This window comes from Croceicoccus hydrothermalis (assembly GCF_022378335.1).
Taxonomy (GTDB): domain Bacteria; phylum Pseudomonadota; class Alphaproteobacteria; order Sphingomonadales; family Sphingomonadaceae; genus Croceicoccus; species Croceicoccus hydrothermalis.
This window is the reverse complement of sequence record NZ_JAIQCI010000049.1, coordinates 1-21,185: the sequence shown is the minus strand read 5'-3', so window position 1 is coordinate 21,185 and position 21,185 is coordinate 1. Positions and strand designations below refer to the sequence as shown.

Sequence of the window (21,185 nt, the reverse complement as noted above, 5' to 3'; positions counted from 1 at the left end):
GGCGTGCGCCTTGATCAATCAGGCACCGCCACATCGCCGTCCGAACAACACGAAGCGGTAGCCTCATGAATAGGACGGGCTAGATGCCAAATACGATGAATACATCGATCCGACACGCGGAGATTTGAGCAACAGCGACTTCCCGAACACGCCAGAACATCAGCTTACGGTAGCACCGAAGTTCAAGTTTCCCGTGCCCGACGACATTGGCGAGGTCAGCTTCCTTGCGAACATCTATGCGCGCAGCAAGATCGCATTCGATCCGATCAACAAGCCAAACGGCAATCCAATCACCGATCTAAGCCCTCCGGGTGCAATCGGCGCTGGCTACACCCGGGTGGATTTGCGCCTTGATTGGAAACGGGTCGCCGGCAGCCAGTTCAGCGCGGCGCTGTTCATGCGAAATGCTTTTGACGAGGAATATATCGTCGGCAGCAATAACCAGCTCCCGACGCAGTTCGCTTCCGTTTCCTATCTCTATGGCGAACCTCGAACATTTGGCGGCGAAATCAGGTTCGACTTCTGATCGCACGGACGGCCGGCTCAAGTCCGGCCGTCCGCTACCGACTTGGGTTTGCGAGTCCCCCGGTCTCCTGATTGTCGCAGCCAGTTGCAATTGAACGACTATTTTCGTGGGCCAAAGCCTTTAGATTGTGGAGGTGTATTGCAATCAGGCGTGGTGAATAATTGTCATGAACAGGAATTCGATCTTACAGATAGGCCCGGACCTTGTTGAGGTTTCAACTTATATTCCACAAGATTCGTACTTTGGCCGTCCCTATATAGACCGCGATGAGATACGTGATGCTCCTGGTGTCCACCGCAACATACATGGCGGGTTTGAAAATGCCGATACGCGTTTCAACTTCTACTTTCCTGCCATCGAAGTATATGGCGGTAGAATGTTCCAGCCGATGGAAGGTGGCCATGCCGGGCATGAGAATATTTTCGGCGAAGGCCCAGTCGCGGAGATTTCCGGCGGCATGGCGATGGCCTTTCGAATGGGCGGATACATGGTGGAGTCGAATTGTGGCCACATCGGCGACGATATCGACGAAAGGGCTGGGCCCGATCCCACGCTTTATGGCTATCGGGCGGCGATCGAATCCGCGCGCCTGTCGCGCCATCTCGCAAAGCAGATATATGGTGCCGAACCGGCGAATGGGTATGTCTATGGCGGAAGCGGCGGGGGCAGGCGCTCGCCCGCCTGCATCGAATATGGCTCCGGGGTCTACACAGGCGCCCTTCCTTATCACGGTGGGGGCAACATCGCGGACCATGGGACACGGTCGCGTGTGCGTAGTGAACAGCCGGTGCATTTCGGCCTGATGTTCAACGTCCGGCGGCTTCTGGGTAACAGGCTGCCCGGGGTGATCGATGCAATGCAACCCGGCGGCAGCGGCAATCCTTTCGAAGGATTGACCGTGCACCAACGCGAGGAACTGGCTAATCTATACCGGCTGGGTTTTCCGCGCGGCGCCGAATTCATGATGAGCCAGCCTTTTGGCCAGATATGGCTGTGGACGTCTATCGCGGACATGCTGCTGGAGGAGGACGAAGATTATTTCTCCGGTTTCTGGAGCAAGTCGGGTTATATTGGCCACGACGAACCGCAATGGGTTAAACCCGACCTGATCGACACCGAAGTTTCCGTCAAACGTGTGCTGACCGCGCGTGATTTGAAAGAGAACCCGGAATTCGCCGACGCGGCGATACAGGCTGCCGCCTATCCCGCGATATTTATTGCAACGCTGAACCACACGCTCGATCTGCCGATGGCCCTTGAAGTGGACTTACCCGCAGGGGGGTATCGGCAGGGCGCGAGCGTATACATGCAAAGCGGCGCAGCGAGGGGGCGCCGCCTCTACGCCATGGCCGAGGCAAGCGACATGCTGTTTTGCGATGGCCGGGGCGAGGCCAATCTGGAGCGGCTGACAGGTGTCGTGCCTGGCGACCGGGTCCGCATCGATAATCGCGCGTTCCTCGCCTATTGCTATTATTACAAATATCATCTGTCTGAGGAGCCAATCTGCGATTTCCTTCGCGTGGACGGACAGCCGATTTTTCCGCAACATGACGTGCCGCTTGCCTCGCCCTTGATGGGCGTGCCCTATTCGGGCCAGTTCGATGGGAAGGTGATGTGGATCCATGCGACGCATGACACATCACTATGGCCGCCCCAGGGCTTGAGCTATCATCGAGCGGTCGAACACGCGCAGGGTAAAGCAGGATTGCGGGACAGTTTCCGCATACGCTGGACCGAAAATGCTGAGCACACCCCGCCCAACATGGTGCCGCCGCAACCCAACCGCTCGGGCGCCAATTGGCTGGTCAATTCTCAAGGGATAATAGAGCAGAGCCTTGCGGACCTGATCGACTGGGTTGAGAATGGGGTGGAACCGGCAGGAACCTCGTTTGCGTTTGTCGATGGCAAAATCGTCCTGCCGCCCGATGCCGCGGAGCGCGGAGGCATCCAACCCGTGGTCCACATCGCATCACCCGCTGGAGGAGAGCTAAAAACGAAGGTGGGCGAAAACGTCGAACTTATGGCCAGCGCGGAAGCGCCGTCGGGGGGCAAGATTATCGCCGTCGAATGGGACTTCGACGGCAAGGGGGTCTATCCTTTGTCCAACGACATCGCCGCCGGGCAGTCACATTTGGAGGCAAGGGGCCAGCATGTTTTCGATGCACCGGGGATTTATTTCCCGTCGGTTAGGGTTACGGCCCATCGCGACGGCGACTTGGGGGCTAAGCAGCGCAGGCTTGAAAATGTGGCATCGGTACGCCTCGTAGTAAGCTGACTTCGGCGCAATAACGAAAAAGAAGGGAGCCGTACAAGGCGTGCGGCTCCCTTCTTCATTTCAAGGGTGCGTGCGGTCAGCGCACGATAATTCTCGCAGATGCCAGATTTTCGATCTGGCGCCGAGCGTTTGGATTGCCTTCCCGGTTAAGCCGCACGCGGGCGGTTACGAAATAGGTACCAGGCTGATCGAAACGGCAGGAAATGGTTTCGCTCAAGGCGGTCTTGCCAGGTTCGACCTTGCTTTCACGGTCGAACGTGCCGCTTGGGTTTGTTGCCCAATGCAATTGCGTAAAGGTTCCGGCCTGTGGCGGTGCCTCCGCGTCTACGACGACGGTGACGTCTTCCCCTGCCGATACTTCGGCCAATGGCGCACTATTGGCCTGCACTCGCACGACGGGCTGCGTTCCTCCGCGCTCCAACGCAGTTTTGGGCAGACTGACCTTGCCGTCTGCAAACGAAAAGCTCGTTTCAGGCGGCTCGACGCCCTTTTCGACCCAGGCTGCCAGATCGACCAGGCCCTGCTCGATGGAAGGCATATAATCGATCAGCCAGGTGGTCGTTGCCCGTCGTGCATGGCTGGGCAGCAGCATGGGGGGAACGTGTTCGGCATTTTCAGTCCACTGAAGGCGGAATTTATCCCGCGCTTTCTCCGGCCCTTGCGCCTGCTCCACCGCCTGTTTGTAGATGACCCCTTGGGGCGGCCAGAGCGACGCGTCATGCGTGTGGTGGATCCAAAGCAACTTGCCTTCGTACTGACCCGAGTAGGGTACACCCATCAGGGGAGAGGCCAGCGGCACGCCATGTTGGGGAAAGACCGGTTGACCGTCCACCCGAAGGAAATCATTCAGCGCGTCATTCGACAAATGGTAGCGATACATGTAGCAGAACGCGAGAAACGCGTGGTTGTCGATGTGCACCAAGTCTCCGGCTTTCGCGCCGCGGAACCGTTCCAGATTGGCTTCGGCCCGTCCGTCGCAAAAGAAGATGTTGCCGACGTTTTGCATGCAATAGAGTTGCCGGCCTGCAATATCTCCGGTTTCGATCCTGACGCCTGCGCCCTGACGGTATCCGCCAGACAGCCCGTCAACCTCGATCCCGATCGGCAAATCCCACTCTCCAGTGGATGAGGCGCGCATGACCGCCATCGGCTTGGCATCGGCGAATTCGGGTCCCGAGAATTCCTCACCCATCATGTCCTGTACGGTGATGATGCGCGTGATCCGGGCCTGCGCGTCGATCAGATCATGCTCTATCCATTGGCGCTCGTCATGCCCGATGTAGCCGGGCTCGCTCCAGAAATTGTGGAAATATTCGGCATCCTCTTCCAGCAGCATCCCGGCGATCGAGGTCCACAGCCAAATTTGCCCCATCGGCTTAGCAATCATGAATTCGTCGCCGCGCGGATATCCGAGACGGTAGAGATTGGCGAGTTCCTCTCGTTCGTGGACCGACAGCCCATCGAACGGATTGCCGCTGCCGCCGGGTTGCATGGCATCGATAACCCGTTCCAGCTTTTCGCCCCGCAGAAGGCGCTGAACATTGAACATCGCTCCGAAGTGAACCGGCTGCTCGCTGCGGACCCTTGAATTCGTGCCGTGTGGCTCGACGTTTCCGCCGCCCATGAAGGGCAGGGCTCCATCATAGACGCCGCCGCAATATTCGAGACACAGAGGCGACCGGCGTCCACCTCCGCTGCCGCCCCAGACATAGCTGTAATCGGGTTCGCGCCCGTAAATCTGTCGGGCAACATACTTGGAGAAGCGGGCGCTTTCCACGCTGGCGCGATAGCCGTAGAGGCCCGGGTCCACTCCTGCGCGCGGATCGATGTCGTCCCCGATGTGGCCGCTATTCGATTCCACCATATACCCGCCAAGGCCGACCATCATTTCAAGTCCGCCAAGCAGTTCGCCCATCGCGCCCGCGAATGCCTCTTCATGCCCGGCATGCGCACCCTCCAGGGGATGATACATGCGTCCGCCCCATTCTTCCTTGGCGGGAAAATAGAAAGTGAACCTTGTATCGGTATTCTCGAAACCGCCGTGTACGTTGCGATGGGGATAGGGCTTCTCGCGATATTCGTCGCGATCGATGTAAGGCTGTCCGAAGTAACTATCGCGCACTTCGTAGGACTGCGTATCGAGTTTCTGGTCCAAGACTTGATCGGTCAAAGCATCCTCCTGATCATGAGCGCGCCTATGGCTGGTCGCGCCAATGCCCCGCCGGACCGGAGCCGGTTTCGGGTCGGGAGTGTGATGACCGTGCGTTGCACGGGAATAAAGTATGCCTAATCGGCTCAGGCGGTGCGTCTCACGTCAACCTGATGTATTGTGCAGGATCAACGGAGGAGCGGCTGCCTACCGGAACGTCCGGCGAAGATGGCTGATCGGTCACTGCCACTTGGGTTAACCGCCTGCCGCGTTAGCACGGCTTTCGGGCCCGTCCCTGATCAGGCTTGAGCGGAAGAACTCGATGATCTCGTCTCGTGCAGTCACAGTAGGCTGATCGGCCTCATCAATCAGGTGCAAGGTTACAACGCTGTGCGGCGTTTTGAGAGGGGCTTCCGGGTTTGCTGCGCTGTCAGGCAATACGGTGCCGACGAAGCGATCGCCCAGCGCCTTCTCATAGGCTGCGAAGCGTTGTGCCGGGCAGAACGTGTCACCCTCGAAACGATAGGCGCGGACCGTAAGGTCTTCGGTCTCCATGCGTTTCTTCACCTTCGCGAGATCCTCGGGAGATATGTGCAGGCCCGAACCATTGTGCATCGGCATCGAAGGCTGCGACAGCACGGGCGCGACCACCGCCTTTTCCAGCATCATGGACAAGGCGAAATTGCCGGTGAAGCACATGCCGATCGCGCCAACGCCTTTTCCGCCGCATTCACGGTGCGCTTCGGCAGCCAGCGCGCGCAGCCATTTCGTCACCGGGCTTGAGGAGTTCGAGGCAAAAGCATGGAACTCGCGGCTGATACAGGCGCGCGCCACGGTCAGCATGGCCTGACCGGCGCCGGGCATCTCACCGTCGCGTCCGAACAAGGAGGGCATGTACACCGTCAGCCCCGCATCGCGGACCCAGCGGGCGAAACGCGCCACATAGGGTGTGATCCCGGGAATTTCGGACATCACGATTACGGCGGGACCGCTTCCGGCCACATAGACGGTCTTGGTCTTTCCCAGGAGCGTCACTTTGCGCTTTTCGAAATCGTCTAGCGGGTCCCGTATCTCGGGATCGAATTCTCGCATGTTTCCCCCCCTTTAGTAGAATCTGCTAATCGGCGGCAGCCAGTTCCGTGCCCTGTTGTCCGATCCGGATGGACCGCGTAGCCAGCAGAAGGTGCAATCCCCCCCAGGCCACGAAGATCATCGCAAAGCCGATGCCCCAGGCGACGCCTCTCGTCCCGCCAACTGCTTCACTTACGGCGCCGATCAGATAGGTGCCGGCGCCCACCCCGATAAGGTTGGCCCCCAGTTGCACCAGCGATACGGCTAGGCCGCGCAGGCGCGGTCCCGCCTGGTGGACGATCACGGAATAGACCGGCCCGTTATAGGAAGCGCTGAAGAAGCCACACATCAGCATGGCTGCGATAACCTGCCCGAGATTGTCAAAATATACGGTCCCAAGCCCCGTCAATGCAGTGGCAAAGGGGATCATCGCCCCGAACAGTGCGGTCCGAACAGGATTGAAACCGCCCCTGCGCCGGTTCAGCAGATCCACCGCCCATCCAGCGGCAAGGCCGCCCGCCGAGCCAAGTACCCCATATGATATGGCGATGAGAAGTCCCGCATCGGCAATCGGCATGCCATGCACACGAATGAGAAATGTCGTCAGCCATGTACTCATCCCATATATGCCGGTGGCGATCAGGATGATTGCGAAGATGCAATGGGCAAGTCCGGGCCGCGCCAGCAATTCGGCGATGCGGGAACGCAGACCGGTCTTCGACGCAAGTTCGTTGCTGGCCGGATCTTCGCTGGCGTCCATGCCCCCACGCACCGGTTCGCGCACGCCGAACAGCAGGACCGGCGCCAGCAGGATGCCGGGAATACCCGCCGCGATGAATGCCCAGCGCCACCCGAAATTCTGCACGATCGCGCCGCCTGCGACGAAGGCTATCGCCAAACCTACACCCGAACTGAGATACCAGATGCCGATTGCGGTAGCGCGACGGTTTTTGTCGAAATAATCGCTGAGAATGGAAATACCGGTCGGCGATCCGGCCGCTTCCGAAATCCCGACCACGGCCCTGCTGGCGAACATCGACCAAAATCCGACCGCAAGACCACAGAACGCGGTCGAGGCGCTCCAGACGGTCAACGCGGCAGCCATGATATTGCGCCGATTGAAGCGATCGACCGCGACGCCGAACGGAATCGCGGCCATCGCAAAGAAAATGCCATAAGCAAATCCCGCAAGAACGCCGAGCCGGCCATCGCTCAATCCGAACTCCCGGCCCATCGGTTCAAGGATCAGGCCGATGATTGCCCGGTCGATACCGTGGGTGGTCTGAACCGCCGTCAAAATGGCAAGAACGTACCAGCTATATGCGGGGGAAGGGGCCGCCGACTGAGGTGGCTCTCCGGATTTCATCGAAGTTCGCCTGTCGTTCGCTTTCCTTGGGCACTCACTTCGCGGGATCCCTGTGGAAGTATCTTACGCGCAGAATATCCCCGTCGGCATGATAGGTTTCGATGCTGGGCAGAACCGTTTGGCCCGTCTCGCCTGCAAAGATGTTATGCACCAAGGCCGCGGCTTCGTTGCCATTGACCAGCAAATGCACGAGTTCGGTTGTGCAGCTTGGGCCGTATGTCTCCCACATCTCCTGGACAGCCGCTTTGCCTTCGATAGGTTCGCTGCCGACATATTCGACCGTGAAGCCGCCAGGACCCAAAGCCTTGAATGCAGCTAATACGCCGCCAAGATTCTTGGCATTCCACTCGCTATAGATCGCGCGTATATGCGGTTCCATCTCTCTATTCATTGGACACTCCACTCCAAACTGCTCAAGCCGGCATTGCGCGCGCCGGTGCATAGCGCGGTCGTATTCTTTAATTTCATTCAGGTTGGATTGCGCCGAGCGGCGATGAACCTTTCTTACGAAAGGCACGTCACTGCATTCGATTCCTCCGAGAACCTAGGTCATGTTGACAAAAGACTTCAGCCATAGGCGGATGCTCGCGAGGTTGATGAAGCTGGCGAAGGACAGGGCCGTCTTGTCGTAGCGGGTTGCGATCCGTCGGGATTGTTTGAGCTTGTTGAACATGCGCTCGATGCGGTTGCGGTCCTTGTAGCGGCGATAGTCGGGATGCTCGGGCACCTTGCGGTTCGAGCGAGGCGGGATAATCGGCAGAATGCCGTGCAACAACAGGCTTTCGCGAAAGCGATCCCCGTCATAGCCCTTGTCCGCGAGCAGCGCCCTGGGCGTGGCAGCCGTGATCGCCATCAGCGGTCCGGCAGCGGTGTAATCGGAGGCTTCGCCGCCGGTCAGGACGAAGCAGAGAGGGCGTCCCTGATTGTCGCATCGGGCGTGGATTTTGCTCGTAAAGCCGCCGCGTGATCGACCAAAAGCCTCCTTATGAGTCCCCCCCTTGCGCCGGCGGCCTGCGAATGGCCCCGGACGCTTGTGCTGTCGATCATGTGCTGCCAGTCGTCGGTCAGTCCCAGATCGACCAGCGTTTGCAGCAAGGCATCCCAGACACCTTGCTCAGCCCATCGCCGGAACCGGACATAGACAGAGTTCCACTTACCGTAGCGCTCATGCATGTCGCGCCAAGGACAACCGACCCGCAGGACGTGGAGCATCCCATTGAGGAAACGCCGGTTATCGCCTGCTGGCCGCGCCCAGCGGCCTCGCTCGGACGGCAGCAACGGTCCGATCACTTCCCATTCTTCGTCCGACAAATCACCGCGTGCCATGGCTGCTCCCGCAAAAAGCAGCCTTGAATCAGTGCGCGACGGTTTCGGGAATCCCTACGGCGCTTTTGTCAACAGGACCTAGGCGGGCGTTGCAAAGGCAACCGTACATCGACACCAAGCGATGCTATTTTCCGAACGTGACCCGCAGTTCGACACCATACGTGCGCGGCGCGCCATAGAACCCGCTGTTAGAGCGGTTTCCATTCTGACCTATCGAGGGGAGGGGTGGTCCGGAACGATCAAGCGGCGCTATCAACGTCGAAATTGTAAACATTTACGTTGGGAAGGGCGCGGATCGCCTGATACGCCAGGCGCCTTGGAGCTACAGCACCTGTAGCTTCTATTGGAATGTTCTTGCGGTCAGCGCCTCGCGCAGCTTGGGCGTATCGGCGATCCGAAAAAGGAGAGCCAGCACATCGACACCATGGGGCTTCAATTCGGCCCAGGCATGGGATTATACCAAGGCGCGGTGAGGCTGACTCACTCCGGGGGATTCCCAAGCTGGTGATTTTCTGATTCACCATGGCAAGCACATGGAGGCTTGCGATGGCGGCAGCGATTGAGGTTCGATCTGACTACACATCGGCGGATTTGCGCCAGTTTGCGCGACGAAGTGGCGATGCGGATCAGGTCCGACGTCTGTTGGCTGTTGCGCTGATCTTGGACGGCGGGAGGCGCAGCGACGCGGCGAAGATTGCCGGCGTGACGTTGCAGATCGTGCGCGACTGGGTTCTTCGCTTCAACGAGGGTGGTCCCGACGGTCTTGCGACGCGCAAGGCTCCGGGGCGGGCTTCGATCCTGAACGACGAGCAGCGCGCCCGGCTTGCCGAGATCGTCGAGGCGGGCCCGATACCCGCAGCCCATGGCGTGGTGCGCTGGAGGCTGTGCGATCTGGCGCAGTGGATCTGGGACGAGTTCGAGCTGTCGGTCACCCGCCACACCCTCGGGCGCGAACTGCGTGCGATGGGTTATCGCAAGCTCTCGGCCCGGCCACGCCACCGTGGCCAGAAGAGCGATGACATTGGCGCTTTTAAAAAAGTTTCGCCGCCCGTCTGGCGCAAATCAAGCGGCGGCTTCCGAGAGGAACGCCGATAGAGCTGTGGTGGCAGGATGAGGCCCGGGTTGGCCAGCAGACCAAGCTCACCCGGCGCTGGGCGAAGCGCGGAACGCGGCCATTAGCGCCAAAGGATCAGCGCCGGTCTTCGGCATGGCTGTTCGGTGCGATCTGTCCCGCACAAGGCAAGGCCGCCGGCATTGTCATGCCTCGTTGCAACAGCGAGGCGATGAGCATGCATCTCGAGGAGATCGCCTTCCACGTCGCGCCAGGCGCGCATGCGGTTCTCCTGCTCGATCAAGCCGGATGGCACGGATCGGCCGAACTGGTCGTGCCTCACAACATTACCCTGATGCCGCTGCCGCCACGATGTCCGGAGCTCAACCCGGTCGAGAACATCTGGCAGTTCATGCGCGACAACTGGCTGTCGAACCGCATCTTCAAATCCTACGACGACATCGTCGACCATTGTTGCTTCGCCTGGAACAAGCTCGTCGATCAGCCGTGACGCATCATGTCCATTGGAATGCGACAATGGGCTCATGGGTTCTGATCAATGCGCCTTGGTATTATTCCTGTTTAGCGGGCAATGGAATTGCTGTGCGATCGGGAGGCTTGGTCCACATGCAGCACCACCTTGCCGTGCGAACTGTCACTCAGCAGCGCCCAGGCTTCGCCAATGTGTTCGAGTGGGAATGACCGAATTGACACCGAAAGCTTTCCTTCTCGATGCCATTCAATCAAACGGTCGAAAGCGGCGCGGCGCTCGGCGACCGGTCGCTGTCCGGTGCCAACGCCGTGAACCGACTTGCCGACCAGTTCGGCCAGCGAGACGGTGAGGTGCATGCCGGCTCCGACGCCGATGCTCATCATGCGTCCTCCCGCCGCCATCGCGCGCACCGCCGCTTGGGCAGGAGCGCCGAATACGCAGTCGAGAACAACGTCAAATAGACCGGCAGAGCTTAGTGCGGCATCGTCATTCCCAGTTCCCATTTGGACGACAGCGTCGGCGATACCGCGTTCGATCAAGGCGGACAGCGCATTGGCGTTACGTCCCGCGCCCACAACTCGCCCTGCACCCAGTTGCCTCGCCACTTGCAATGCGATCTGGCCAAGCGGGCCGGTTGCGCCCAGCACCAGTACGGTTTCCCCGGGCTTCACCTTGGCCTCTTGGAGGGGGATCAGCGCGCCGGTTCCCGAAATGGCTAGCGAAATAGCCTGCTCTGCTTGGACATCTTCGGGCAACGGCCAGATTTCCTCGTCAGCTACTGCAGTCCACTCGCAGGCCGAGCCATAGCCCGCGATCGAGTGCCCGAAATAAACGCGTCGACCGTCCTCAAGGAAACCGACGCCTTCGCCTCCGATAACATAGGGGGGACTGGGCGGATTATAGTCGCCCTTCGACCGCATGATGTCGGTCGGCTGTAATCCAGCGGCAAGAACGCGCACAATCGAAGTGCCCAACCGCGCAGGAGGAGCCGGAAACTCACTTATTGCTGGTTCGCTGCCCAGATCGCGGATGATCGCCGCCAACATCAGCGGGTCTGCGGCAGTCGGACGTTCAGCGCAGCTTCGCCAATGGAAGTCGGCCCGAACACTTGAAGCCGTCGCCCCTCGATCCGCGCGATCAGTTGGATCAGCGCCATATCCTCGTCAGGTCCGGCTTCCAGAACGCGACGTTCCAGCGCAGCCTCTGCGCTGGGCCAGTCGGCGAAGTATTCTCCCATCAGCTGGGTTACGTCGACAATGTCTTGCCTGACGACCTCGGCCCGGTAGGCGTCGGCACGCTCTGCCCACTCGACAAGTTCGAGCGCCTGCGCCTTTTGGGACGCCGCAAGCTCATCCGACGGGGTGATTAAGCGAACGGTATCGGCAAGCTTGGCCATCAAGGCAGCATTATCGCCCTTGCGCTTGGGCAGTTCGGGAAGATCCGGCAGGGGAACGTCGGCGAGCTTCGACAGGGCCAACAGTATCGAGCGGCGCAGCGCGAGGTCGAATTGCAGATAGACGGAGTGGGGGTCCGCCGGTTCCGGGCTTGCCACCGTGCCGGTGAACTGCATCGTACCGAGCAGCGAAAACTGAAGCACATGGAAAAGGATCGCGTCGTGATCCACCGGCTGTCCGCTCGCTGCCTCGTAATATTGTATGAGTTCGGGCAGCGGCGCGCCTAGCGGCTCGATGGTGTTGCGCATGCCCATCGTGGCAAGGTCGACCATGGGGTCGCCGATCATGCTGAACTCGAAATCGTAAAGCTTGGTCATCTTGCCGTCCTCGACAAGGAACTGGCCCCAATCAAACTGGATGAAGCTGGCCTTGTCGCGGTGGCGTGGCACGTTGCGGCGGATCCACTTGATAACGAACTCGATCAGCGGTTCAGGCCGCGCTTTCGTGCGCCTGTATTGCGGCATGTATGCCTCAAGCCCGACCAATGCGATGCCTTGGGCGTCGTCGGGCAGGTCCATCCCGATAGCGACGAATGGCTCAAGGGGCAGGGCGTGCATCGCGGCCACAGCCTTCATGTATTCGCGTCCGACATTGCGTTTCTCCTCGTCGGACAAGTCGGATAGGTCCCGCGTGCCCTTGATCGATTCCATGACGATGCACGGCGGCTCCGCGACATAGGCGTGGATCTGGGGCACGGGAATGCCGTTGTTGTAGAGAACTTCGATGATGTCGGCCTCCCGCTTCAGGTCCGGAAAAATCGCGACATTGCCGCCCCGGTCGCCGCGCAGGTGCATCGTCTCGGTCGCACCATCCTTCGCTACTTCCACAAACCATGCAGGCCGCCAGCGGACCTGCCGCTGGGAGGAAATGATGCGACCGCCGACTGCATCTTCCACCACTAGGTGAATGCGCGCCAATGCGTCGTCACTGTAGGCCGGATCGCCATTCGTAGAGCTCATGTCACTGGGGCCTTGGAGAAGCTGGGCAATCCGGCACAATTCGCTGCAGCTTAGCGTTCATGCCGGCGCCGTATCATGACGAACCAAGGCAGAAAGTTCGTCGGTTCCGGCAAAGTCCTGGCTCATGCCCATCTTCTTCGTCAGATCGGCCATGTCGAGATACTCGCGCCACTTCGCGATCTTGCCATCGTCGTCGAATTCGTAGATCGCGACCATCTGGTGCGGGCACCAATTTCCCATGATATAGGCGGTATCCGAACGTTCCTGCATCACCATGCGTTCGTTAGACAAGATGTTGACTTCGTTGCATTTATTATGCGTGGCGACTCTACTTTGCTGCTCGATCTCCTTTCGAAGCGCTTCCTGTCCTTTGATGACCGGTCCCCCCGGCACCCATAGTTGCCACTCGGCATCATCGGACATCATCGACAGGATCTTATCGATGTCGGGCTTGGTTTCCGCCGTGCCATCGCCCCATGCGGCGTGGAATTCGCGGACATAGTCTTCCTGCTTCTTGCCCATGAGGCGATCTCCCGGTTTCAGGCCTTTGCCTGCATCTTGCGTGTAACGCTTATGAAAGGAACGGTGCAGCTCTGGCCGCCGTCCACCGAATAGAGCTGTCCATTGACATATCTCGACTCGTCGGAGGCGAGGAAAAGCGCCATGGCGGCAATATCCTCTGACTCCCCGATGAAAGGTGTATTGAGTACATCCATGAAAGCCTCGTCCATTTCGGGCGTGGACCATTTTATCTTGGACGGGGTCTGGGTAGGGCCAGGCAAGATTGCGTTGCTTCGGATCCCTTGTTTGCCATAAGTCGCGGCGATTGCCTGAACGAACCAGTTCAACGCGGCCTTTGACGATCCGTAGCTGTACGCCGTGACGTCTCCGCCGAGCGAACTGCCCGACGACGTCGCGATGATGGATCCGCCGCCCTGTTCCAGCATATAGGGAATGGCGAACTTGCTGGCCATCACCGCGCCGATCACGTTGACCCTTAGATTGGCGAGAAATATCTCCGGGTCGAAGGCCAGAAAGTCGGCATCGCGCATCGCCATTTCGGAGTTCACGAACAGGGCGTTGTTGAACAAGACGTCGACCCGCCCAAATTGCGAAACGGTTGTATCGATCATAGTCTTGGCAGCTTCGGTATCACTGATGTCCACCGTCATCGCCATCGCCTGACCGCCGTTGGCAACGATCCTATCGGCAACGCGCCTTGCACTTTCCGCGACGATGTCGGCGACAACGACGGTCGCGCCTTCCGAAGCGAACATCGTGGCGCTGGCATCGCCGATTCCGCTGCCACCGCCGGTCACGATCGCGACCTTACCTTTTAGGCGATCCATCATCCTCTCCGTATGCCGCTCCTGCTTATCGCGGAAGGTGAGTGTCCCTGGATGGTATGCAACCTACCCGATGGCCGGTTGCTGTTGGGGCTGAACGACGATGTTGGTGCACCGGCACAATGTAGTTCGACGGCGCGTGCCTATCTTAAGAGAGGTTTTTGCCAAGGACGTGAGGGCACATCTTCGATCGCTCTAGAACGCGTCGATCTTCAGCCGCGCAGGCCTGCAAGATTGCGGCGGGGTTACCAATGACCCGAAGCGGCGGCAACAAAACAAGAATGGTGGAGAACTCGGATGGCTAGCGCTGCAACCCAGGAAATCCCGGCCCATGTACCCGCCAAAAAGGCGATGCGCCTTCCGTTTTTCGCCCGTGAGGAAGTTAAGGATTGCCCACAGGAAAGGATGATCCCCGAAATGCACAACTCGCTGGGGCCAATCACCTATGTCACGAACATTTTCCCCGGCGACAAGCCGGGATGGCTGCTTACCGGCTATCAAGACACGATGGCACTTCTGCGCGATCCCGACAATTTTACCAAGAACGGGATGGGGCAGTGGTCGCAAAGCATCGATGAAAACTGGCTGGTGGTGCCTACGGAAATTGATCCGCCGAGCCACAACTTCTATCGAAAGGCGCTCAACCCCCAATTCTCGCCACAGAAGATGGCGGCAAGGAAGGACGATCTGCGTCGACGCGCGCATGACCTTATCGATGCATTTAAGGGCTGCGGGTCCTGCGACTTCGTCAACGAGTTTTCGGAACGCTTCCCGATCTTCATCGTGCTCGATCTTCTGGGTTTGCCGCAGGATCGGATGGCCGAATTCCTCGTCTGGGAAAAGGACATGCTGCACACCAATGACTGGGAAGTGCGTGTCGCCGCGGTAGGGCAGGTGGTCGATTACCTTCGCGGCGAAATCGCCGACCGCCGTGCCAATCCACGAGACGATTACATCACCCGCATCTTCGATTTCGAGGTCGACGATGGCCGTAAATGGAACGACGAGGAAGTGCTTGGCCACTGCTTCAACCTGTTCCTCGGCGGCCTCGACACGGTTACGACGATGCTTGGCAACATCTTCTGTCATCTCGCACGCCACCCCGATCAGCAGAAGGAACTACGAGAAAATCCGGACAAGATTGTCCTGGCGGTCGAGGAGTTCCTGCGGGTTTATGGTCCAGTTACGGCATTCCGCATCGCCACGCGCGAACTGGAAATACATGGTCAGAAAATTATGCCGGGTGAATATGTATCGGTCTGCACCCCTGTCGCCAATCAGGATCCCGAACAGCACCACAACCCTTCCGAAGTGCGCTTCGACCGTAAGGCTCCTCACATTGCGCTTGGCGGAGGCATCCACAAATGCCTCGGCATGCATCTTGCCCGGTTCGAGCTTCAGACGGCGCTTGAGATCTTTCTCGCTGAAATTCCGCAGTTCCGGTTCAAGGACGGGTTCGAGCCGTCCTACTTTGTCGGCAATATAACCTTTGTCCCGCGCCTCGAACTGCAGTGGAATTGAACAGATTGATCAAGCGTCTGCCTGCCTAAGTACTCATCGAGTTCTGTGAGCACTACGTTCATGCGATGCGTTCTTTTTCAGCATCAGCTTGCTCAGCTGTCGTTTCTCCAAGCCAGCCCTTCGGCGAATGGAACCGCGTCTTCCCGGACCCGGCAATGACGCTCGCCGCAGTCGACAGGCTCGTGCATCACGCCACGATTTTCGAGATGAACGTCGAAAGATACCGCCGGCGAACGGCTTAGGCCCGCCGCACCGGGGCTGGACGTCCTGCCGCTTATACCACGTCCAAAGTCCTCGAGACCATCCGCGACAATCAGGATAAGAACGAGGCCCTAGCCAGCGATAGTTAAAATCGGCACTAAATGACGCGCCGCGACAATCACATTCTCATCCTGATTGACGCGCAATCCTCATCCTGTTTGTCGCGCTACCGTTCGCTATCTGTGCGTCGCTATCGACGATGCTCTCACCCTATCGAAGCGAACTGAAGTTAAGCGAGGATGCTGGCCCTTTGCGCTGCGTCCCAAGAGGTCAGTAGAGCTTGTGAACGAAGCAAGCTTTTAGTTACGTGATTCTGAATCCGAACATCCGCTTAGTCGGCATCGCGGCCCTTCGATCGATCAACGGTCGGACGAGAGACTTCTAGGACCTTTGGGGCGATCCGACTGTCCTTAAATGTACATGGACGTCCAAAAACTTTGGGGGCATATTTGGGGGCAAACGCGGGGGCTGAAATATAAAAAATCGTTGTTAATCAGTCTATAAATTAAAGTTTTCGAATCCCACCCTCGAAACCACGCTCGGGCAAGGGCTGCTGTTCGAACGGCGCGTGTTCCAGATCCTGACTGCGACACAGGACAAGCGCGAAGGCATGACCGCCTTTGTGGAGAAACGCGCGCCGAAGTGGCAAAGGCGGTAAGGCGCCGTTTTCGACGGGCGGAGCAACAAGGTAGCCATGGTCCCGATCCGTGGCGAGTATGAGGACGATGGCATTCCGTCCAATATCCGCGCGCTAACCATGGCCGCGGGCGTTGCGTTGGGGCGGGGCCCGACGGTGCGGAACGCGATGACGATGGAGCAAACGCCTACCGCGCCGTTTGGCGGCACGATGCCGCCGCTTCGTGTCGGCGCAGGGTCGCAGATAGAGCTGGATGCGGTACTGGCCGTAGTGAAGAAGGAAATAGATTGATGGCGGGAAAGTTCTTCGACGAATGGCAGGTGGGCGAGCGGATTGCGCACGAAATCCGGCGCACGGTGACAGAGACCGACAACTTGCTGTTCTCCACGATGACGCACAATCCGCAGCCGCTCCACCTCGATGCCCATGCGGCGAGCCAGAGCGAATTCGGCCAGATCCTGGTGAACGGCACGTTCACATTCGCGCTGATGGTGGGGTTGAGCGTTGGCGATACCACGCTGGGCACGCTGGTGGCCAATCTCGGCTACGACAAGCTGCTGCACCCCAAGCCGACGTTTATTGGCGATACGCTGCGCGCGGAAACCGAAGTGGTTGAGAAGCGCGAGAGCAAGTCCCGCCCCGGCTCCGGCATCGTGACGTTCAAGCACCATCTCCTCAATCAGCGCGACGAAACGGTATGCGAGTGCCTGCGCATGGCGCTCATCAAGGGGGGCGCGGCATGAGAATGCGCAGCCTGCTGTTCGTGCCTGCCGACAGGCCGGAACGCTTCGCCAAGGCAGGGGCGAGCGGCGCCGACGCGATCATCATCGACCTGGAGGATTCGGTTGCTCCCGCCAACAAGGCGAAGGGCCGGGAGGCGGTGGCCGAATTCCTGCGATCGCCGGGTGAGGTGCCTGTTATCGTGCGGGTAAACCCACTCGATAGTGGGGAGACAGCAAGCGATCTGACCGCCGTGTTGTCGAACCCTCCCGCAGGCGTGATGCTGCCCAAGGCCGAGGGCGCGAAAAGTGTCGAGCGGCTGGTCGCGATGATGGACGGTGCGGCAATTCCGGTCTTTCCGATTGCCACCGAAACGGCCGCCGCCATTTTCGAGCTTGGCACCTACAGGGACGTCACCACCCCGCTGATGGGTCTGACCTGGGGTGCGGAGGATCTGCCCGCCGCGATCGGCGCCGCAACCTCGCGCGAGGACGACGGCAGCTACACCGCGCCATACGAGATGGCGCGCAACCTCACCCTGCTGGGAGCGCACGCGGCCGGCGTGCCCGCCATCGAAACGGTATATCCCGACATCAGGAACACCGACGGTCTCGCCGCCTATGCGGCACGGGGGCGGCGCGACGGCTTTACCGGGATGATGGCGATCCACCCCGCACAGGTGCCCGTCATCAACACAGCGTTCGAGCCGACGGCGGAGGAAATCGCGCATGCCCAGGCTGTCGTCGCCGCCTTCGCCGCGCAGCCAGAGGCGGGTGCTCTGCAACTCGATGGCAAGATGATCGACCGGCCGCATCTGGTGCAGGCGAGGCGCCTGCTGCAAAGCGCGGGCACGGCGTCCTGAGAAGCGAGCGCATCGGCGAGGCGATCAATCGCCGGCACAGGGCAATTTTGCCGTCTCAACAGCCAAATTCGAGGTAGGGCGAAGCGCGCCCGTGTTCGCGGGCGACGAATTTTCACAGAAGGTTCTACCATGGCTGCCCCCGACCAACCGCCCGCATCGCCGTCCGCCCGCAAGCTGGCCGACGAACACGGGCTCGATCTGGCAACGGTTACCGCGACAGGTCCCAATGGCAGGATCACGCGCGGCGATGTGGAAAATGCGATAGCCGCCGGTCCGCCCCCCACGTCCGTAGCGCCAAAGCCGGCCGCAGCCGAACCCGCGCCCGCGGCGTCTGAAGCCCAGGATAATGTTTCGGCCTCTCCCATCGCGAGGCGCATGGCGGCGGAAAGAAACATCGATCTCGCCACCGTCAAGGGCAGCGGTCCGAACGGGAAGATCGTCAAGGCCGATATCGAGAATTACGAACCCGGTTCCGCACCGGCACCCGCCCCGGCGAAGGCAGAAGCGCAGGCACCCGTCGCCGCTTCGTCGACGGATGCACGCGAAGCGCCCTATGAACAGATGCCGCTCAACAATGTGCGCAAGACCATTGCCCGCCGCCTGACCGAGGCGAAGCAAACCATTCCGCACATCTACCTGACCGTCGATATCAGGCTGGATGCGCTGCTTGCCCTGCGCGGTCAGATCAATGCATCGCTGGCCGCAAACGGCGGCAAGGTGTCGGTAAACGACATGCTTATCAAAGCGCTGGCCGTTGCGCTCGAGCGGGTGCCGCAATGTAACGTCAGCTATCGCGAGAACGTCCTCTACAAATATCTGCGCTCGGATATTTCGGTGGCGGTGGCCGCGCCATCCGGGCTCATCACGCCGATTGTTCGCGATGCTGCCTCGCGAGGAGTGGCGTCGATCTCGTCCGAGATGAAGGAACTGGCGGGCAAGGCGCAGGACGGCAAATTGCAGCCGCACGAATTTCAGGGCGGCACCGCATCGCTTTCCAACCTCGGCATGTTCGGCATCAAGCAGTTCGACGCCGTCATCAACCCGCCGCAGGCCGTGATCCTCGCCGTGGGTGCCGGCGAACTTCGCCCTGTCAGCACGGAAAATGGCGTGGAATCGGCCACCGTCATGACCGCGACCGGAAGTTTCGATCACCGCGCCATCGACGGTGCCGACGGCGCGCAGCTCATGCAGGCTTTCCGCGAGATATGCGAAAATCCGATGTCGCTCGTCGTTTGAGACGGGCGCGTCCGGGCGCGGCAATACGAGTGGTCTTTGGTTCGACGGGAGTAGAGTGAATGCAGATCGAGAACGTGGCGGCAATTGTTACCGGCGGTGCGTCGGGCCTCGGGGCTGCGACGGCGGCGGCGCTTGCGGCCAAGGGGGCCAGGGTCACGATCTTCGACCTCAACGACGAGGCCGGCAATGCCCACGCCGGTAAGATCGGCGGCCGTTTCGCCAATGTGAACGTCACCGACGAGACAAGCGTCTGCGATGCCATGGATGACGCGCAAGCGGCGCATGGCGTCGCGCGCATCCTCGTAAATTGTGCAGGGGTGGCCCCTGCGAAAAAGGCCGTGGGCAAGGAATTTGTGCCCCATGACATGGAAAGCTTCCGCCGCGCGGTGGAGATAAACCTGGTCGGCACCTTCCTGACCTGTTCGCGCTTTGCCGCCCGCCTACAACAGGCCGAGCCTATCGGCGAGGAACGCGGGCTTGTCGTCAACACCGCTTCGGTGGCGGCATTCGACGGTCAGATCGGCCAGCCGGCCTATGCCGCGTCCAAGGCTGGCGTGGCCGGTATGACCTTGCCGCTGGCCCGCGAATTTGCGCGCGAACAGATCCGGGTGATGACGATCGCGCCCGGTATCTTCTGGACCCCCATGCTCGAAGGTCTGCCGCCTGCGGCGCAGGAATCGCTGGGCAAGATGGTTCCGCATCCCGCTCGGCTGGGCAAGCCGGAGGAATATGCCGATCTGGTTATGGCGATTGCGGGCAACCCGATGCTGAACGGCGAGGTTATCCGCCTCGACGGGGCCATACGCATGGCCGCCAAGTAAGGCGGGGCGGGGGACGAAATGACGGGCCAGTTCCAGCTCGACGAGGACCAGCTTGCCATTCAGGAGCTGGCTCGGCGCTTCACCGCCGACGCCATAACGCCGCACGCAGCGCGCTGGGACGAGGAGCATATCTTCCCTGTCGACGTGATCAGGCGCACGGCGGAACTCGGCTTCGGAGCGATTTACGTATCCGAAGAATCCGGAGGGATCGGCCTCGGCAGGCTGGAGGCCGCCCTGATCATGGAGGCGATGGCCTACGGTTGCCCGGCGACCAGCGCCTTTGTCTCGATACACAACATGGCCGCGTGGATCATCGACACCTTCGGCGCACAGGAGCTGAAGGATCGCGTCCTGCCCGAGCTGGTCACGATGGAAAAGCTCGCCAGCTACTGCCTTACCGAGCCGGGCAGCGGATCGGACGCCGCCGCACTCAAGGCGAGTGCGCGCCGTGACGGCGATCATTATGTCCTCAACGGTACCAAGCAGTTCATTTCGGGTGCCGGGGTCAACGACATCTATGTCACCATGGTGCGTACGGATGATCACAAGACGCGCGGAATCACCTGTCTCGTCGTCGACAAGGATACAAAAGGCGTCAGTTTCGGCGCGGCCGAGAGAAAGTTGGGCTGGCACGCCAGCCCCACCGCGCAGGTCATTTTCGACGATGCCCGTGTGCCGGTCGCAAATCGTATCGGCGAAGAGGGCGAGGGTTTCCGCTTCGCCATGGCGGGGCTGGATGGCGGACGCCTGAATATCGGTGCCTGTTCGCTGGGCGGGGCGCAGCGATGCCTCGATGAAGCGATTGCCTATGTGAAGGATCGCACGCAATTCGGCCAGCCGATTGCCGATTTCCAGAATACGCAATTCATGCTGGCCGACATGGCGACGGAGCTGGAGGCGGCGCGGGCGCTGCTTTATCTTGCGGCGGCGAAGGTCACGGACAATGCGCCCGACAAGACGCGTTTTTCGGCGATGGCCAAGCGGCTGTCGACCGATAGCGGCTCGAATATTGTAAACAATGCGCTGCAGTGTCCGTCGTCAGAACATTTGGCACACCTAGCTGCGTAAATTAGCGGAGCTTGGGCCTCGTCTGGGAATTGATGTTTAGGCG

The 21,185-nt window shown here is 60.0% G+C and carries 18 protein-coding genes and 3 pseudogenes; 12 read left to right on the top strand and 9 right to left on the bottom strand.

Going from position 1 to position 21,185, the window contains the following annotated elements; genetic code table 11:
* The first annotated feature begins 124 nt into the window (after positions 1-124).
* Both K4G67_RS16180 and K4G67_RS16175 read left to right on the top strand, forming a co-directional pair.
* Entirely contained in the window at positions 125-526 is a 402-nt protein-coding gene (locus tag K4G67_RS16180; RefSeq protein WP_239807299.1) for a TonB-dependent receptor, read from the top strand.
* 166 nt (positions 527-692) lie between these two features.
* Entirely contained in the window at positions 693-2,801 is a 2,109-nt protein-coding gene (locus K4G67_RS16175) for a hypothetical protein (RefSeq protein WP_239807298.1), read from the top strand.
* Positions 2,802-2,877: 76 nt separating this feature from the next.
* Here the strand turns inward: K4G67_RS16175 and K4G67_RS16170 are convergent, their stop codons facing one another.
* The 5 genes and pseudogenes from K4G67_RS16170 to K4G67_RS16150 form a co-directional block, all read right to left on the bottom strand.
* Positions 2,878-4,971, bottom strand: a complete 2,094-nt coding sequence (locus K4G67_RS16170) for a tannase/feruloyl esterase family alpha/beta hydrolase (RefSeq protein ID WP_239807297.1) — start codon at positions 4,969-4,971, stop codon at positions 2,878-2,880.
* 234 nt (positions 4,972-5,205) lie between these two features.
* Complete coding sequence (locus K4G67_RS16165; protein ID WP_239807296.1) at positions 5,206-6,042, bottom strand: dienelactone hydrolase family protein; 837 nt, start codon at positions 6,040-6,042, stop codon at positions 5,206-5,208.
* Positions 6,043-6,067: 25 nt separating this feature from the next.
* Positions 6,068-7,318, bottom strand: a complete 1,251-nt coding sequence (locus tag K4G67_RS16160; protein WP_239807295.1) for an MFS transporter — start codon at positions 7,316-7,318, stop codon at positions 6,068-6,070.
* Between the two features lie 103 nt (positions 7,319-7,421).
* On the bottom strand, positions 7,422-7,904 hold the full coding sequence (locus K4G67_RS16155) for a nuclear transport factor 2 family protein (RefSeq protein WP_239807294.1): 483 nt from the start codon (positions 7,902-7,904) through the stop codon (positions 7,422-7,424).
* Positions 7,905-7,931: 27 nt separating this feature from the next.
* Positions 7,932-8,713, bottom strand: a pseudogene (locus tag K4G67_RS16150) (IS5 family transposase).
* A 546-nt stretch (positions 8,714-9,259) separates the two neighbouring features.
* Between K4G67_RS16150 and K4G67_RS16145 the strand changes: the two are divergent.
* Positions 9,260-10,275 (top strand): IS630 family transposase gene (locus tag K4G67_RS16145; RefSeq protein ID WP_239807293.1). Its coding sequence is split into 2 segments (ribosomal slippage): positions 9,260-9,767 and positions 9,767-10,275, totalling 1,017 coding nucleotides; the frame shifts between segments, so codons are not numbered across the junction.
* 71 nt (positions 10,276-10,346) lie between these two features.
* Here the strand turns inward: K4G67_RS16145 and K4G67_RS16140 are convergent.
* From K4G67_RS16140 to K4G67_RS16125, 4 genes are read right to left on the bottom strand one after another with little or no spacing between them, the layout of a single operon-like run.
* The gene (locus K4G67_RS16140; protein WP_239807292.1) at positions 10,347-11,303 is read right to left on the bottom strand and encodes a quinone oxidoreductase family protein; all 957 of its coding nucleotides are present in this window, start codon (positions 11,301-11,303) and stop codon (positions 10,347-10,349) included.
* Positions 11,303-12,670, bottom strand: a complete 1,368-nt coding sequence (locus K4G67_RS16135) for a phosphotransferase (protein ID WP_239807291.1) — start codon at positions 12,668-12,670, stop codon at positions 11,303-11,305. Before K4G67_RS16135 ends, K4G67_RS16140 begins: the two co-directional genes overlap by 1 nt.
* 57 nt (positions 12,671-12,727) lie before the next feature.
* Positions 12,728-13,192 carry a limonene-1,2-epoxide hydrolase family protein gene (locus tag K4G67_RS16130; protein ID WP_239807290.1) on the bottom strand — a complete coding sequence of 155 codons (465 nt, stop codon included), beginning with the start codon at positions 13,190-13,192 and terminating at the stop codon, positions 12,728-12,730.
* Between the two features lie 17 nt (positions 13,193-13,209).
* Positions 13,210-14,022: an SDR family NAD(P)-dependent oxidoreductase gene (locus K4G67_RS16125; protein ID WP_230280624.1), complete on the bottom strand. Its 813-nt coding sequence runs from the start codon at positions 14,020-14,022 to the stop codon at positions 13,210-13,212.
* A 291-nt stretch (positions 14,023-14,313) separates the two neighbouring features.
* Here K4G67_RS16125 and K4G67_RS16120 point away from each other — a divergent pair, with 291 nt between their 5' ends.
* From K4G67_RS16120 to K4G67_RS16080, 9 genes and pseudogenes are all read left to right on the top strand, one after another.
* Entirely contained in the window at positions 14,314-15,537 is a 1,224-nt protein-coding gene (locus K4G67_RS16120) for a cytochrome P450 (protein WP_239807289.1), read from the top strand.
* A 92-nt stretch (positions 15,538-15,629) separates the two neighbouring features.
* Positions 15,630-15,887 (top strand): annotated as a pseudogene (locus K4G67_RS17710) (ATP-binding protein); the annotation flags it as partial.
* A gap of 428 nt (positions 15,888-16,315) precedes the next feature.
* Positions 16,316-16,456 (top strand): annotated as a pseudogene (locus K4G67_RS16110) (enoyl-CoA hydratase-related protein); the annotation flags it as partial.
* Positions 16,457-16,492: 36 nt separating this feature from the next.
* Positions 16,493-16,726, top strand: a complete 234-nt coding sequence (locus K4G67_RS16105; RefSeq protein ID WP_239807288.1) for a hypothetical protein — start codon at positions 16,493-16,495, stop codon at positions 16,724-16,726.
* Positions 16,726-17,178, top strand: a complete 453-nt coding sequence (locus K4G67_RS16100; RefSeq protein ID WP_239807287.1) for a MaoC family dehydratase — start codon at positions 16,726-16,728, stop codon at positions 17,176-17,178. The genes K4G67_RS16105 and K4G67_RS16100 overlap by 1 nt, the downstream gene beginning before the upstream one ends.
* Positions 17,175-18,017: an HpcH/HpaI aldolase/citrate lyase family protein gene (locus tag K4G67_RS16095; protein WP_239807286.1), complete on the top strand. Its 843-nt coding sequence runs from the start codon at positions 17,175-17,177 to the stop codon at positions 18,015-18,017. Before K4G67_RS16100 ends, K4G67_RS16095 begins: the two co-directional genes overlap by 4 nt.
* A gap of 129 nt (positions 18,018-18,146) precedes the next feature.
* Positions 18,147-19,253 carry a 2-oxo acid dehydrogenase subunit E2 gene (locus K4G67_RS16090; RefSeq protein ID WP_239807285.1) on the top strand — a complete coding sequence of 369 codons (1,107 nt, stop codon included), beginning with the start codon at positions 18,147-18,149 and terminating at the stop codon, positions 19,251-19,253.
* Between the two features lie 59 nt (positions 19,254-19,312).
* On the top strand, positions 19,313-20,074 hold the full coding sequence (locus K4G67_RS16085; protein WP_239807284.1) for an SDR family NAD(P)-dependent oxidoreductase: 762 nt from the start codon (positions 19,313-19,315) through the stop codon (positions 20,072-20,074).
* An 18-nt stretch (positions 20,075-20,092) separates the two neighbouring features.
* A complete protein-coding gene (locus K4G67_RS16080) occupies positions 20,093-21,142 on the top strand; it encodes an acyl-CoA dehydrogenase family protein (RefSeq protein ID WP_239807283.1) in 1,050 nt (349 codons plus the stop codon).
* Positions 21,143-21,185: the final 43 nt, after the last annotated feature.

Coding starts and splice junctions, on each gene's coding strand:
- K4G67_RS16100 (WP_239807287.1), top strand. CDS start 16,726: ATGGCGGGAAAGTTCTTCGACGAATGGCAGGTGGGCGAGCGGATTGCG.
- K4G67_RS16120 (WP_239807289.1), top strand. CDS start 14,314: ATGGCTAGCGCTGCAACCCAGGAAATCCCGGCCCATGTACCCGCCAAA.
- K4G67_RS16080 (WP_239807283.1), top strand. CDS start 20,093: ATGACGGGCCAGTTCCAGCTCGACGAGGACCAGCTTGCCATTCAGGAG.
- K4G67_RS16125 (WP_230280624.1), bottom strand. CDS start 14,022: ATGATGGATCGCCTAAAAGGTAAGGTCGCGATCGTGACCGGCGGTGGC.
- K4G67_RS16105 (WP_239807288.1), top strand. CDS start 16,493: ATGGTCCCGATCCGTGGCGAGTATGAGGACGATGGCATTCCGTCCAAT.
- K4G67_RS16165 (WP_239807296.1), bottom strand. CDS start 6,042: ATGCGAGAATTCGATCCCGAGATACGGGACCCGCTAGACGATTTCGAA.
- K4G67_RS16085 (WP_239807284.1), top strand. CDS start 19,313: ATGCAGATCGAGAACGTGGCGGCAATTGTTACCGGCGGTGCGTCGGGC.
- K4G67_RS16135 (WP_239807291.1), bottom strand. CDS start 12,670: ATGAGCTCTACGAATGGCGATCCGGCCTACAGTGACGACGCATTGGCG.
- K4G67_RS16095 (WP_239807286.1), top strand. CDS start 17,175: ATGAGAATGCGCAGCCTGCTGTTCGTGCCTGCCGACAGGCCGGAACGC.
- K4G67_RS16090 (WP_239807285.1), top strand. CDS start 18,147: ATGGCTGCCCCCGACCAACCGCCCGCATCGCCGTCCGCCCGCAAGCTG.
- K4G67_RS16140 (WP_239807292.1), bottom strand. CDS start 11,303: ATGTTGGCGGCGATCATCCGCGATCTGGGCAGCGAACCAGCAATAAGT.
- K4G67_RS16130 (WP_239807290.1), bottom strand. CDS start 13,192: ATGGGCAAGAAGCAGGAAGACTATGTCCGCGAATTCCACGCCGCATGG.
- K4G67_RS16175 (WP_239807298.1), top strand. CDS start 693: ATGAACAGGAATTCGATCTTACAGATAGGCCCGGACCTTGTTGAGGTT.